The organism is Asticcacaulis biprosthecium C19 (genome assembly GCF_000204015.1).
GTDB classification, from domain to species: Bacteria; Pseudomonadota; Alphaproteobacteria; order Caulobacterales; family Caulobacteraceae; genus Asticcacaulis; species Asticcacaulis biprosthecius.
Genome location: NZ_GL883080.1, coordinates 368,098 through 380,875, shown reverse-complemented (window position 1 = coordinate 380,875; position 12,778 = coordinate 368,098). Strand labels below are relative to the sequence as shown.

Annotated in this window: 12 protein-coding genes; 6 read left to right on the top strand and 6 right to left on the bottom strand. The window is 61.0% G+C overall.

Annotated features, from left to right (window positions below):
• Positions 1–28 precede the first annotated feature (28 nt).
• Entirely contained in the window at positions 29–475 is a 447-nt protein-coding gene (locus ABI_RS20260) for a hypothetical protein (RefSeq protein WP_006274938.1), read from the bottom strand.
• 305 nt (positions 476–780) lie between these two features.
• Between ABI_RS20260 and ABI_RS20255 the strand changes: the two genes are divergently transcribed.
• The 3 genes from ABI_RS20255 (at position 781) to ABI_RS20245 (ending at position 3,852) form a co-directional block, all read left to right on the top strand.
• Positions 781–1,677, top strand: coding sequence for an aldo-keto reductase family protein (locus ABI_RS20255; protein WP_006274937.1), 897 nt, complete (start codon positions 781–783; stop codon positions 1,675–1,677).
• A gap of 171 nt (positions 1,678–1,848) precedes the next feature.
• On the top strand, positions 1,849–2,181 hold the full coding sequence (grxD, locus tag ABI_RS20250) for a Grx4 family monothiol glutaredoxin (RefSeq protein WP_006274936.1): 333 nt from the start codon (positions 1,849–1,851) through the stop codon (positions 2,179–2,181).
• Positions 2,182–2,253: 72 nt separating this feature from the next.
• Positions 2,254–3,852, top strand: coding sequence for a tetratricopeptide repeat protein (locus ABI_RS20245; RefSeq protein WP_006274935.1), 1,599 nt, complete (start codon positions 2,254–2,256; stop codon positions 3,850–3,852).
• Between the two features lie 217 nt (positions 3,853–4,069).
• Here the strand turns inward: ABI_RS20245 and rpsD are convergent, their stop codons facing one another.
• The gene (gene rpsD, locus ABI_RS20240) at positions 4,070–4,687 is read right to left on the bottom strand and encodes a 30S ribosomal protein S4 (protein ID WP_006274934.1); all 618 of its coding nucleotides are present in this window, start codon (positions 4,685–4,687) and stop codon (positions 4,070–4,072) included.
• 233 nt (positions 4,688–4,920) lie between these two features.
• On the opposite strand from rpsD, the gene ABI_RS20235 reads away from it, so the two are divergent.
• A complete protein-coding gene (locus tag ABI_RS20235; protein ID WP_157139033.1) occupies positions 4,921–5,718 on the top strand; it encodes a HAMP domain-containing protein in 798 nt (265 codons plus the stop codon).
• 20 nt (positions 5,719–5,738) lie between these two features.
• Here ABI_RS20235 and ABI_RS20230 read toward each other — a convergent pair whose 3' ends face one another.
• The 4 genes from ABI_RS20230 to ABI_RS20215 form a co-directional block, all read right to left on the bottom strand.
• On the bottom strand, positions 5,739–7,028 hold the full coding sequence (locus tag ABI_RS20230) for a hemolysin family protein (protein WP_211211199.1): 1,290 nt from the start codon (positions 7,026–7,028) through the stop codon (positions 5,739–5,741).
• 106 nt (positions 7,029–7,134) lie between these two features.
• The gene (gene fghA, locus ABI_RS20225) at positions 7,135–7,989 is read right to left on the bottom strand and encodes an S-formylglutathione hydrolase (RefSeq protein ID WP_006274932.1); all 855 of its coding nucleotides are present in this window, start codon (positions 7,987–7,989) and stop codon (positions 7,135–7,137) included.
• 110 nt (positions 7,990–8,099) lie between these two features.
• Positions 8,100–8,342 carry a hypothetical protein gene (locus ABI_RS20220; RefSeq protein WP_040309774.1) on the bottom strand — a complete coding sequence of 81 codons (243 nt, stop codon included), beginning with the start codon at positions 8,340–8,342 and terminating at the stop codon, positions 8,100–8,102.
• A 13-nt stretch (positions 8,343–8,355) separates the two neighbouring features.
• Complete coding sequence (locus tag ABI_RS20215; protein WP_006274930.1) at positions 8,356–9,465, bottom strand: S-(hydroxymethyl)glutathione dehydrogenase/class III alcohol dehydrogenase; 1,110 nt, start codon at positions 9,463–9,465, stop codon at positions 8,356–8,358.
• A 174-nt stretch (positions 9,466–9,639) separates the two neighbouring features.
• Between ABI_RS20215 and ABI_RS20210 the strand changes: the two genes are divergently transcribed.
• Entirely contained in the window at positions 9,640–11,313 is a 1,674-nt protein-coding gene (locus tag ABI_RS20210) for a methyl-accepting chemotaxis protein (protein WP_006274929.1), read from the top strand.
• Positions 11,314–11,429: 116 nt separating this feature from the next.
• The gene (locus tag ABI_RS20205) at positions 11,430–12,734 is read left to right on the top strand and encodes a Gfo/Idh/MocA family protein (RefSeq protein WP_006274928.1); all 1,305 of its coding nucleotides are present in this window, start codon (positions 11,430–11,432) and stop codon (positions 12,732–12,734) included.
• Positions 12,735–12,778 lie beyond the last annotated feature (44 nt).

Genomic DNA, 12,778 nt, shown 5'->3' with positions numbered 1-12,778 from the left:
ATTAGAAATTATTGATTTTTTGTATTTTTCATTCGACCATCGCCACGCCGGTCAGTTCCCAACGGCAGTTGCGCAGCTTGTAGTGTAACTGAAGTTCGTCATTGGTGTTGGCGTTGATAAACACCGTCGCCCGGCCGTTGCGGCTGTCGATCTGCTTGTCGATCGTGCCGCGGTGGAACTTGGCCCCGAGGGCGCCGCGCTGGCCGTTACAGGTGAACAGGGCACAGTACCGGCCACTTTTGTTGCTGAACTGGGTCTGCAAAGCGCGGTAACCGACCTCCTCCCCTTCCGGATTGAAAGCCACACCGTCATCGCTGATCACACTCAGTAGCGTTCCAGCGTCACCGTTCTGCACGGCCGTCAGGGTCTGGGCGACCGCCATATCCAGTTCCGCCGTGGCGTCACGCGGGCAGGTCTGGGCCGAGGCCTGGCCCAGAATGGCCAGAGTCATCAGCAATCCGATAAATAAACCCATACTGCCTGTCCTAAGCATGCCACGCCTCCCGCAATGAACGTTAACTATAGCGCGGAAAGCCGCCCCGTCCAAACAGCTTAACAAAACGCGGCTGAACCGGACATGAACCCTGTTGTCGGAAATATCGCAGTGCGGAAAAAATGCGCAAATTGGCCAGACGACGCTTTCTCATCTTAACCCTCTTATTACCATCTTCGTGCTAGCCGGTTGAGCAATGGCGAAATTCAACGACATGGCAGCAAGGCGTTTGAGAACGCGGACGTGCAAGCAAAGCAGTTGTGTTGGGCTGAGGGAGGGCTAAGGTTATGCGTTACCGTCCCTTCGGCCGATCAGGCCTGGCCCTGTCGACCATCGGCCTGCGGCTCAATTCGGAAAAGCTGCGCAAGAACCACGGCCTGCTGCAAAAACTGATCCTGACCGCACTCGAAAACGGCATCAACACCTTCCATTTCGACAGCACCGATACCGGCCTGCTCAAAGCGGCCAATGAGGTGTTCGGCGTCGTGGAACGGAAACTGCTGTTCATCGCCTTGAGCGCGCACGAACCGGGCGTGACGACCGATGTCTCGGCCTATACTTTTGGTCCCCTGCGTGAACGCCTGAAGGCGGTGATCCGCGAGGCCGGCCTGCATTGGATCGACCTGCTGCTGTTCGGTCAGCCCGGCGCCGCCGTTCTGCCCGACGACAGTGTTGATTTCCTGCGCAACCTGCAAAAGTCACGCATGCTGCGCTACATCGGTGTCCAGGCCGAAACGGAAGACCTGGGCGACCTGATCCGTGGCGGCCAGTTCAACGTTCTGGCCACCAGCTACGATATCGATTCGAGTTGGGACAAGCGCCGCCAGATCGATTTCGCCATCCAACGCGAGATGAATGTCTTCGCCACGGCCTTCTTCCCCGATGCCTACCGCAAGGCGTCGGATGTGGTCCCCCCGGATGCCCGCCGCGGCTGGTTCGGTGGCAAGGTCAGGAACCCGCTGGCCGGCGCCGGCACGCACGCCTTCCTGCACCAGACCCATGGCTGGACGCCAGAGGAACTGTGCCTGGGCCATTGCCTGTCGCAACCAAGCCTGGCTTGTATCTTTGTCGAGCCTGAGGATCCGGCGCACCTGGAAGCTCTGGCCGATGTGCCGGAACGCCATATGCCACCGTCCGTCCCAGCCCAGATCGAGATGGCACGGTTCAATGCAAAACCGGCATAGAGCGGGTTTCGAGCCGATAGGATCGGATTGCCGCTCTATGCGTTTGTTTTGACGCGCATCTTAAACCAAAAAGTACGCGACACGTTTTGGGATGCGCTCTGGCCACTGGAAAAGTCCGCGCGCCCGGCCTATATAGACGCCAATAGCGAATTGCAGTCCAGGAGCCCCGCCGTGAGCGATACCGACGCCCAGACCTTTATCGACCAGACCATCAAGGGCAACGACGTCGTCCTGTTCATGAAGGGCTCGCCGGAACAGCCGCGTTGCGGTTTCTCCAGCCTGGTCGTTCAGGTTCTCGACCATCTCGGTGTCGAATATGTCGGCGTCGACGTGCTGCAAGACGATGAACTGCGCGACGGCATCAAGGTCTATTCCGACTGGCCGACCATTCCGCAACTGTATATCAAGACTGAATTCATCGGTGGCGCCGACATCGTCCGCGAAATGTTTCAGTCGGGTGAGTTGAAGACCGCCCTGTCGGAAAAGGGCCTTCTGCCGACCTGACCCCGTCTGCGGCATCTTTTCAACGCCTGCAACCTCAGCTATCGTACGCTCGCGTGATGTGAGGGGGCGACGATGAAACATTGGCTGACGGCTGCATTGGCGGCATGTGGACTTTTGGCGGCGGGAAGTGTTCAGGCCGCCGACACCTGGGTTCGTGCAGAAAGCGACCATTTTGTCGTCTACAGCAATGCCCGCGCCGCAGCCGCCGAGGGCTATCTCAAGCGTCTGGAGCAATATCGCTACGTGCTGAGCGCCATGTACGGCATGACCGGCGAAGCCTCCGGGCCGGAGCAAAAGCTCAACATCTATTTCGTCAAGGATTTCAGCGACCTTAAGCAGGTCTGGCCGAAAATCGATCCCTATGTCCTGGGCTTTGTGACGCCCTGCACCGACGGTATGAACGCCTATGCGCTGTATGACGGCGATCGCCTGAGCGACGCCAAGGTGACGCGGCAGGAAGAAAACACCAGCCAGACGGTCGTCTTCCACGAATATGCCCATCAGTTTATGCATCTGCGCTCGCGCGATCCGTTCCCGCGCTGGTTCATGGAGGGCTTCGCCGAATTCTATGGCACAGCCGCCATCAAGGACGACCAGGCCGTCGTCGGGATGGCATGGTCCAACCGTGTTTACCAGTTGACCAGCCCCGGCACGTCGCTCGACTACGAGGCCATGCTGCGCGACGACTATAAGGTCACGCGCAAGATGGACGACTTCCACGCCAAATCATGGCTGTTGACCCACTGGATCTTGTCAGACCCAGCCCGCGTCCAGACTCTGTTTGCCTATGTCGAAGCCCGAAACGGCGGTGAGGATCCGGTGCTGGCCTTCGAAAAAGTCTTCGGCCTGACGATGAAGGACCTGAAGCGGACCCTGACCAAATATCTCACCGGCAAGGACCTGCAGGCGACGGTTTACCGGCTGGGAGGGATGCCGCAGCCGTCGGTCACCCTAACCACCCTGCCCGCCTCGGCCGACAAGCTGATTATGTGGGATGCCCGGTCCAGCACCTGCGCCAGCGGCGAGAGTCAGGATCTGCTGAAAAGCATTACGGCCGAGGCCGCGAAATATCCCGGCGACGAGTATGCTCAGGGCGTGAAGGCGCGCGCCGATATCATCATCGGCGACGAGGCCCTGGCGCTCGACTATTACACCGCCTATACGGCGGCGCACCCCGACGACGCCCAGGGCTTTCACTGGCTGGGCAAGACTCTGCTGTTCATGGCTTATCACGATAAGCTGGTGGCCGGCGAGACCAAGGACGGTCAGATCAAAAAGGCGCGCTCCGCCTTCATGAAGGCCTACAAGCTGGCACCGTCCGATCCGGTCAACCTGTACTATCTGTCCCGGACGGCCTTGCCGGGCGCCGACTATCCCGACGACAATTCCCTGAATGCCGCCGTCCAGGCGCATATGCTGTCGCCCGGTATCGAAACCTATGCCCGCAACGCGGCGGTCATGTTGCTCAACAAGGGCCGACTGGAGGACGCCGCAGAGATGCTGGTGCCCGTCGCCAACGATCCGCACGGCGGGAGCGCGGCCGAAAGTGCCCGCGCCATCATTGAGGCCATCCGGAAAGGCGCGACCCGCGACGAGGCCCTGGCTTTGCTGCAGGCGGCGACCGAGGACACGCCTGAGGGCGAGGAAGGCGAGGAAGGCGACGACAGCTAGGTCGCATCCCAAGACGGGTGACGCACCTTTTGGCATCCATTCTAATGAAAAACCCCGGAAGCGAGCTTCCGGGGTTTTCAATGACAAGGACCGTTTTTGTCGCGATGGCTGGGCGAAAACGTCTGGCTTTCGAGTATCGGAGCGGAGCGTACTAAAGTACGTGAGCACCGTAACGGAGAAAGACGGGCGTTTGCAGTCTGCCAGCGGGTCAAAAACTTTAGGAGGAATAGTATTCGACGATCAGGTGCGGTTCCATCTTGACCGGGTACGGCACTTCGGCCAGTTCCGGCAGACGGATCAGGCGCGCCTTCTGGCCCTTGGCGTCCAGTTCGATATAGTCCGGCACGTCGCGTTCCGGCGACTGCAGGGCTTCCAGAACCAAGGCCATGCTGCGCGAACGCTCACGGACCTCGACGACGTCGTCCGGCTTGACGCGGTATGACGGGATGTTGACACGCTGGCCGTTGACGGTGACGTGGCCGTGGTTCACGAACTGACGCGCCGCCCAGACGGTCGGCACGAACTTGGCGCGATAGACCAGGGCGTCCAGACGGGTTTCCAGCAGGGCGATCAGGTTCTCGGAGGTGTTGCCCTTGCGGCGCGACGCCTCTTCGTAGGTGCGCAGGAACTGCTTTTCGGTGATGTTACCGTAGTAGCCCTTCAGCTTTTGCTTGGCGCGCAGCTGGATACCAAAGTCGGAAATCTTTTGCTTGCGGCGCTGACCGTGCTGGCCGGGGCCGTAGGAGCGCTTGTTGACGGGGGACTTGGGACGGCCCCACAGGTTTTCACCCATGACGCGGTCGAGCTTGTACTTGGCGCTGTGGCGCTTCGACATAGTCAAACCTTATTGTAACCCCGGCTGGCGTCCGCCCGAATGCGAACGCGATTGCAACGGCAGCGTGGGATTAAACCGTAATGAAGGGCGCCGACTTACAGGGCTTATGGGGCAAAGTCAAGCTGGGAGCGGAAGCCATATTGCGCAAATTGTTAAGGCGGCCGTGATAACAGGGACTTACGACCCTGCAGAAAGTACGCGTCATGACGATCAAAGCCAAGATCCTGTGCCTGGTGGCGGCCTTTGCCCTGCTGGCGGTCATTATAACGGCTCTCAGCCTGAAGACCATGGGTGATTACAATCGCATTATCGCTGATTACCGTCATAATGCGGAAAACGCCTTCCGCGGCGAACGTCTAAACCGGCTTGTTGCGACCAACGTGATCGAAATCCGAGGTATTTATCTCTCGCAATCCCGCGATGAAGAACTGTCTCAGGCGGTTCGCGTGAGTCAACGTGCGATAGAGTTGGAAGCCTTCCTAAACGCCTGGCCGCAGTCTGCCGGTGACCTTCCGGAATTGGCGCTGGTGCGGGAAAAAAGCCGGCAACTCGTCAATGGCGGACAGTATCTGGCCAAGATCACGCGTGAGCGCGGTCGCTTCGTGGCCCAAGACATCGGTGACAAGCCCGAATATCGCGCCTCCCGCGAAGCTCTGCAGGTCCGTATTGACACCATGGTCTCCGGCTTTGACGCGAAACTGGCGTCCAGCCAGGCTCAACTCAAAAAATTCGAGGAAAAGCGCCAGATACAGTTTCTGATGACAGCGGCTTCGGGCATTCTGATTCTGCTGGGCGGCTCGCTGTGGATCGCCATCGACGCGATTGCCGCGCCGCTGGCCCGGGTACGCGAGTCGATGGTACGCATCTCGGAAGGCGCTTACGACACTGAAATACCGGCCGCTTCCCGCGGCGAGATCGGAGAGCTTTGGACAGCGCTGGGCATATTGAAAAGCCGCGCAGCCGAAGCCGAGCGGCTGTCTCGCGAACAGCTTCAAGAGGAGCATAAGCTCCGCGAGCTGGTGCTTGATTAGGATCGGGTGCGCACCGTGCTCTACCTGCGCAAGCTGTGAAACAGGACCTTGTCGATCTTGCGTTCGTCCATGTCGACGATCTCGACCTTGAAACCGCTGATATGGACCACCTCGCCTTCGACCGGGAAACGGCCCAGTTCGTTCAGGATCAGCCCGGCAATCGTATGATAGTCGGCACCGGCCTCAAACTCCTCACCTAACACATCGGACAGGTCGACGAGGTTGGCGCGGCCATCGACGAGGAAAGAACCATCGTCGCGGCGGATAATCTTAAGCGTCTCGTCGTCATGGCTTTCGTCGAAATCGCCCGCCATCATCTCCAGCAAGTCGGTCGGGGTGATCAGGCCTTCGAAACCGCCGTATTCGTTGACCACAAAGGCGACATGCAAGCGTGATTGCTTGAACCGGTCCAGCGCCCGCAGCAGCGAGGTCGTGACCGGCAGAAAGATCGGCTCCTGGACCATGGTGCGCAGATCCAGTGTGCCTCCGGCCAGCAAGGTATCGGCGATATCGCGCTTGTGTACCACACCGATGGGGGTTTCCATGTCCTGGCGTTCGACCACGACAAAGCGAGAATAGGGACATTCGCGGATGGCAGCACGAATGCCGGCGTCATCGTTATCCAGAGATACGCGGTAGACTTCGGTGCGCGACGTCATGGCAATGCGCACCGGGCGGTCGCCCAGGCGCATGACTTCGGTCATGATGGCGGCCTCGCCGGGTTCGATCAAGCCGGCGCCCATACCTTCGGCGAGGGTGGTTTCAACCTCCTCCTGGGTAATGGCCTCACCCTTTCCGTCGCGTATCCCCATCAACCGCAGGGCCAGCGAGGTCGAAGCCGTCAGCAGTGTCACGAACGGGCCCATAAGGACGGCCATCAAGGTCAAGGGCCGCGCCACGATCGCGGCAATTGTCTCCGGGAACAGCATGGCCAGGCGCTTGGGCAGGAGTTCCCCCAGGATCAGCGAGAAATAGGTCAGAAGGACCACCACGATGCCGGTGGCGATGGCGTTGGAATAGGGCGCCAGGACCGGCACCCCTTCCAGAATCTTGTCGAGTTCACCGGCAATCGTCGCCTGGCCGTAGGCGCCGGCCAGGATACCGATCAGGGTAATACCGACCTGGACCGCCGACAGAAAACGGTTCGGATCGTCGGACAGCTTTAAGGCTGCGGCAGCGCCCTTGTTGCCGCGCTCGGCCCGGCTTTGCAGCTTGGCGCGGCGCGATGACACCACGGCCAGTTCGGACATGGAGAACAGGCCGTTCAGGACCACCAGAAGGAGGACGACGGCGCAGGCGAAGAGCAGCATTGAGGGGAGATCCGGGACAAGGCCTCATGCGGCCGCGCTGAAAGCGTAAAGGGTTCCGTTCGCAGCCGCAATACGGCTCAGGGCCGCAACCCTGACAACTGCGTGATTATTTCAGCCGCTGCGCATGGAAGGCGATGTGGTCGTCGATAAAGCTCTGGATGAAATAGTAGCTGTGATCGTAACCGTCGCGATAGCGCACGGTGAGCTTTTGACCGGCCGTGGCGGCCGCCTGCTCCAGAAGTTCGGTCTTGAGCTGGCTTTCCAGGAAAGGGTCCTGCAACCCCTGGTCGATCAGGATGTCGTCGAACGCCTTGCCCATACCCTTGCCCAGAAGGACAGAGGCGTCATAGCGTTCCCAGGCCGAGCGGTCATGGCCAAGATAGTTGCTTAAGGATTTTTCGCCCCACGGCGCGTGCATGGGCGAGGAAATCGGGGCGAAGGCCGACACCGAGCGGTAGAGGTGGGCGTGGTTCATGGCCAGGGTCAGGGCGCCGTGGCCGCCCATCGAATGGCCGAAGATGCCACGCTTGCCCGGCGCGGCCGGGAAGTTGGCCTCGATGGCCTCGATCAGGTCGCGCGTGACATAGGTCTCCATCTGGTAGTGCGCCTTCCACGGCGACTGCAAGGCGTCGACATAGAAGCCGGCTCCCTGGCCCAGATCGCTGGCCGGATCATTGGCGACCAACTCACCGCGCGGCGAGGTATCCGGTGCCACGATGATCAGGCCCAGCTCCGAAGCCTTTCGGTAAGCGCCGGCCTTTTCGGTGAAGTTGTTGGCGGTGCAGGTCAGGCCGGAAAGCCAGTACAGGGCAGGAAACGGCGCATCCGACCGCTGTTCCGCGACATCGGGCACGAACACGGTGGCCGACATCGGTGTAGTGGTGGCGGCGCTGTCGTGTCGGATGAAATAAAGAATGCCGTCGTAAAGGCGGTGCTGGGAGACAAAGTCCACTGAATACATACCTCATATCCGTGTCAGTTGACGTTCACGTAAGCCGCAACTGTAACCCGGGGAGTGATAGAAATCGGACGCGAAACACCGCAACCGAATGGTAAATTTCGGTAAGTAAGTTAGTCCCCGATGACCTGCTTCAGCAAACGGCTTTTTGCGGCGTCCAGTCGTTCGGCGTAATCCGCTGAGAAAATTTCCGGCAACCGGGTTTCCAACTGCGCCTCCAGCTGGCTGAAGGCGATTCCTTCAGCCGTTATGCTTTCCATATCTGGATCGTCGGCAGTTCTGCGGTCACGATGGGCCGCTAGCCATTCAAACAGGACCAAGGCTTCATCGTGAGACAGTTCAACCGTCAGAGTCATTCAGCCCCCCTCGTCAGAACACCACGACCGAACGGATGCTTTCGCCGGCATGCATCAGGTCGAAGGCTTCGTTGATGCGCTCCAGCGGGAAGGTATGGGTGATCATCGGGTCGATCTCGATCTTGCCGTCCATATACCAGTCGACGATCTTCGGCACGTCGGTGCGGCCCCTCGCCCCACCGAACGCCGAGCCCTTCCAGACGCGGCCGGTGACCAGTTGGAACGGCCGGGTGCGGATTTCGGCACCCGACGGCGCCACGCCTATGATGATGCTTTCGCCCCAGCCGCGGTGGCAGGCTTCCAGCGCCGTGCGCATGACGTCGACATTGCCGGTGCAGTCGAAGGTGTAGTCGGCCCCGCCCCCCGTCAGTTCGACCAGATGCGCCACCAGGTCGCCGGAGATCTTCGTGGGGTTGACGAAGTGGGTCATGCCGAAACGCTTGCCCCACTCGGCTTTGGAGTCGTTGATATCGACGCCGACGATGCGGTCTGCGCCGACCATCTTCAGCCCCTGGAGGACGTTCAGACCGATACCACCCAGCCCGAAGACGACGGCGCTGGCGCCGGGCTCGACCCCGGCCGTATGGACCACGGCACCGATGCCGGTGGTGACGCCACAGCCGATATAGCAGGCCTTGGCGAAGGGGGCGTCGTCGCGGATCTTGGCGAGCGCGATCTCGGGCAGGACCGTATGGTTAGCGAAGGTCGAGCAGCCCATATAGTGATGGATGGCCTGGCCCTTATAGGAAAAGCGCGAACTGCCATCGGGCATCAGGCCCTTGCCTTGCGTGGCACGAATGGCGGTACACAGGTTGGTCTTGCGCGACAGGCACGACTTACACTGGCGGCATTCCGGCGTGTACAGCGGAATGACGTGGTCGCCGGGCTTCAGGCTGGTGACACCGGCGCCGACCTCGACCACCACGCCCGCGCCCTCATGGCCCAGGATTGAGGGAAACAGGCCCTCGGAATCGAGCCCGTCCAGGGTGTAGGCATCCGTATGGCAGATGCCGGTGGCCTTAATCTCGACCAGGACCTCGCCCGCCCGCGGCCCTTCCAGATCGACCTCGACAATTTCCAGCGGCTTTTTGGCTTCAAAAGCAACGGCGGCACGGGTTTTCATGACGACTCTCCAGTTGGGCGTTCGCCTATCTGGCGCGTTTCCGGGGCAGTGGCAACCCGAAAGCTTCGCGTCTTGGCCAGAGTTGCAGGAAAAAACTTTGTGTTAACCGAGAGTTGGTAAACCAGAGCGATAAAGGCTTCGCTGCCGCAACTCTTTTAAGTAAAGGCGTACCTTATGACCATCAAGGCCCGCATCCTCGCCCTCGTCGCCTGTTTCGCCCTTATGGCGTCCCTGATTACCGGGCTAGGCCTGGTCACCATCAGTGACTACAACCAGATGCTGATCAAGACCGATCAGGCGCATGAAGACGCCTATCGCGGCGAGCATCTCAACCGGCTGGTGACGGCGGCCGTGATGGAATCACGCGGCGTCTACATGTCGAAGGATCTCAGCGAATCGGCCAAGTATGCCGACAATGTCGACACCCAGCTCGACAAGATCGACGCCCTGATCAAGTCGTGGAAGGCCGACCTTCAACCCGGTCAACTTCCCGAATTCGCCGAGGTGGAGAGCCAGGCCGGCCAGTTTCTGACCCTGCGCCGCGAATTGGCTCGCCTGGGTCGCGAAGACTCCCCCGAAGCCGCCAGCGCGCTGGGCAATAATGACGCCAACCGCAGCAACCGCAAAGCCTTCCAAGCCGGGATCGACGCTATGGTCGCGAAGATCAAGTCCAATCTCGACGCCTCCAAGGCGGACATGGCCGACTACAAGAAGAACCGCATATGGCAATTTTTGATGGTCGCGGCCGCCGGCGTTATCGCCCTGGTCGGCGGCTCGCTGTGGCTGGCCGTGCGCTCGATCTCCCAACCGCTGCAGCACGTCAGCACCAGTGTCATGCGCATTTCCGAAGGCGCCTATGACACCGACATTCCCGATGCGCGTGGCAAGGACGAGGTGTCGTCGCTGTGGCGCTCGATCCGGACGCTGCGCGACCGCGCCGCTGAGGCCGAATCCCTGAAAGCCCAGCAGGCTGAAGAGGAAAGCCGTATCGCCGCCAACATGTCGGCCGAGCGCAACCGCATCGCCACCGAGTTCGAACAGAATATGGGCGATTTGGCCAAGCGCTTCGCTTCGGGATCGCGCACCGTGGCCGACGCTGCCCGCGGCCTGACCCACAATGCCGACGACGCCGCCAACCGCGCCCAGTCGGTTAGCCATGCCGCCATCGATGCCGCCAACAACGTCCAGAGTGTCGCCGCAGCCACCGAAGAGCTGTCGGCCAGCGTCAACGAGATCAACCAGCAGGTTACGCGTACCTCGCAGGTGACACAAGCGGCGGTGACAGAAGCTCAACGCACCGAAGCCGCCATCGCTACCCTGTCGGCGGCCGCCGGCCAGATCGGTGAAGTCATCAACCTGATCCAGGCTATCGCCGCCCAGACCAACCTGCTCGCGCTCAACGCCACCATCGAATCGGCTCGCGCCGGCGAGGCCGGCAAGGGCTTTGCGGTCGTCGCCTCCGAGGTCAAGCAACTGGCGCAGCAGACGGCCCGCGCCACTGACGATATCCGCGCCAAGATCGGCGAAATCCAGAACGCGACCGCCACCACCGTCGGCTCGATCGGCGCCATCGTGAAGACCATCGAACAGATCGGCGAGCTGACCACGGCGATTGCGGCTTCCGTCGAGCAACAGGGCGCGGCGACCAACGAGATCGCCAACAATACCAACCTGGCAGCCACCGGCACCCGCGACGTCACCGGCCATATCACCGGTGTCGGCAAGGCGGCCGAGGCCACGGGCCAGGCGGCGCAGTCGCTGCTGTCGCTGTCGAACGACCTGGAGCGCCGGTCGGAAGACATGGAGGCCGAGGTTTTCGACTTCGTCAGCCGCCTGCGCACAGCATAACAGTTAGAGAGACGGAAAATGGGCCGGCAGCCGGGCAAGGCTGCCGGCCTTTTTTATGCGTACTTGACATCCCCGACATCCTCGTAAACGATTACAAAAAACATACGAGGAACGTCATGCAGGATCTCAGCCGCCGTACCCTCCTGGGTGCGTCCACAGCCGCCGCCTTTGCCGCAACCTATGCCGGCCGCGCCAAGGCCGCCCCTTCCGACACCGTCCGCGTCGGCGTCATCGGCGTCAAGGGCATGGGCTGGGCCAATATGAAGGCCCACCTGGAAGTGCCCGGCGTCGAAGTCGTCACCCTTTGCGATATCGACGATAACGTCCTGGCCACCCGCGGGACCGAATTCCAGACCCTTACCGGCAAGGCGCCGCGCATCGAGCGCGACTATCGCCGGCTGTTGGACGACAAGGATATTGACTCGGTTATCATCGCCACGCCCGATCACTGGCACTGCCTGATGACGGTCGACGCCTGTTCGGCAGGCAAGGCGATGTATGTCGAAAAGCCGCTCGGCAATTCGATCGCCGAATGCCAGGCCATGGTCGCCGCCAAGCAACGCCACAACAGCGTCGTTCAGGTCGGCCAGTGGCAGCGCAGCAATCAGCACTGGGCCGACGCCATTGCCTTTGTCCATTCAGGCAAGCTGGGCCGGGTGCGTATGGCCAAGGCCTGGGCCTATCTGCCAAACGCGCCATTGCTGGCGGCGCGTCCGGATGAGCCGGTGCCGGCCGGCGTCAATTACGACATGTGGCTTGGGCCTGCGCCCAAGCGGCCGTTCAATCCCAACCGTTTCCACTATACCTTCCGCTGGTTCTGGGATTACGGCGGCGGCACCATGACCGACTGGGGCGTCCATCTTATGGACATGGCGATCTTAGGCATGAAGGCTGGTGCCCCCAAGTCGGTTATGTCGGCGGGCGGCATGTACGCCTTCCCGACCTCGGCGGCGGAAACCCCGGACACCCAGACGGCGTTTTTCGATTACGGTGATTTCTCCATCCAGTGGGAACACAGCCTGGCCATCGGCAACGGCCTGTATGGCCGCCAGACCGCCGTGGCCTTTATCGGCGAGAACGGGACGCTGGTGGTGGATCGCGGAAACTGGACGGTCATCCCGGAGAAGTCGGGCGAGACCTTCAAGATGACCGAAGTGCCTATCACGCCGGTCTCCGACAAGGGTTTGAGCAAGCACGCGGCCAATTTGATCGCCTGTATCAAGGACCGGTCGCTGAAGCCGAACTGCACAATCGAGGAAGCGTCGAACACGGCGATCATCTGCCAGATGGGCAATATCGCTCATCGCACCGGCAGCAAGATCACCTGGGACGCGGCCAAGAACCGCTTCGATGTGGCGCAAGCCAACAAGCTGGTGACGCCGACATATCGGGCGCCGTGGAAGCTACCGGCGAGGGCCTGACGCTGCCAGAATCCCCTCTCCCCGTTTACGGGGAGAGGTTAGGG

Excerpts from the sequence above, each read along its gene's own strand:
- ABI_RS20210 (WP_006274929.1), top strand. The coding sequence starts at position 9,640 with ATGACCATCAAGGCCCGCATCCTCGCCCTCGTCGCCTGTTTCGCCCTT.
- rpsD (WP_006274934.1), bottom strand. The coding sequence starts at position 4,687 with ATGTCGAAGCGCCACAGCGCCAAGTACAAGCTCGACCGCGTCATGGGT.
- ABI_RS20260 (WP_006274938.1), bottom strand. The coding sequence starts at position 475 with ATGGGTTTATTTATCGGATTGCTGATGACTCTGGCCATTCTGGGCCAG.
- fghA (WP_006274932.1), bottom strand. The coding sequence starts at position 7,989 with ATGTATTCAGTGGACTTTGTCTCCCAGCACCGCCTTTACGACGGCATT.
- ABI_RS20245 (WP_006274935.1), top strand. The coding sequence starts at position 2,254 with ATGAAACATTGGCTGACGGCTGCATTGGCGGCATGTGGACTTTTGGCG.
- ABI_RS20220 (WP_040309774.1), bottom strand. The coding sequence starts at position 8,342 with ATGACTCTGACGGTTGAACTGTCTCACGATGAAGCCTTGGTCCTGTTT.
- ABI_RS20230 (WP_211211199.1), bottom strand. The coding sequence starts at position 7,028 with ATGCTGCTCTTCGCCTGCGCCGTCGTCCTCCTTCTGGTGGTCCTGAAC.
- ABI_RS20215 (WP_006274930.1), bottom strand. The coding sequence starts at position 9,465 with ATGAAAACCCGTGCCGCCGTTGCTTTTGAAGCCAAAAAGCCGCTGGAA.
- ABI_RS20255 (WP_006274937.1), top strand. The coding sequence starts at position 781 with ATGCGTTACCGTCCCTTCGGCCGATCAGGCCTGGCCCTGTCGACCATC.
- ABI_RS20205 (WP_006274928.1), top strand. The coding sequence starts at position 11,430 with ATGCAGGATCTCAGCCGCCGTACCCTCCTGGGTGCGTCCACAGCCGCC.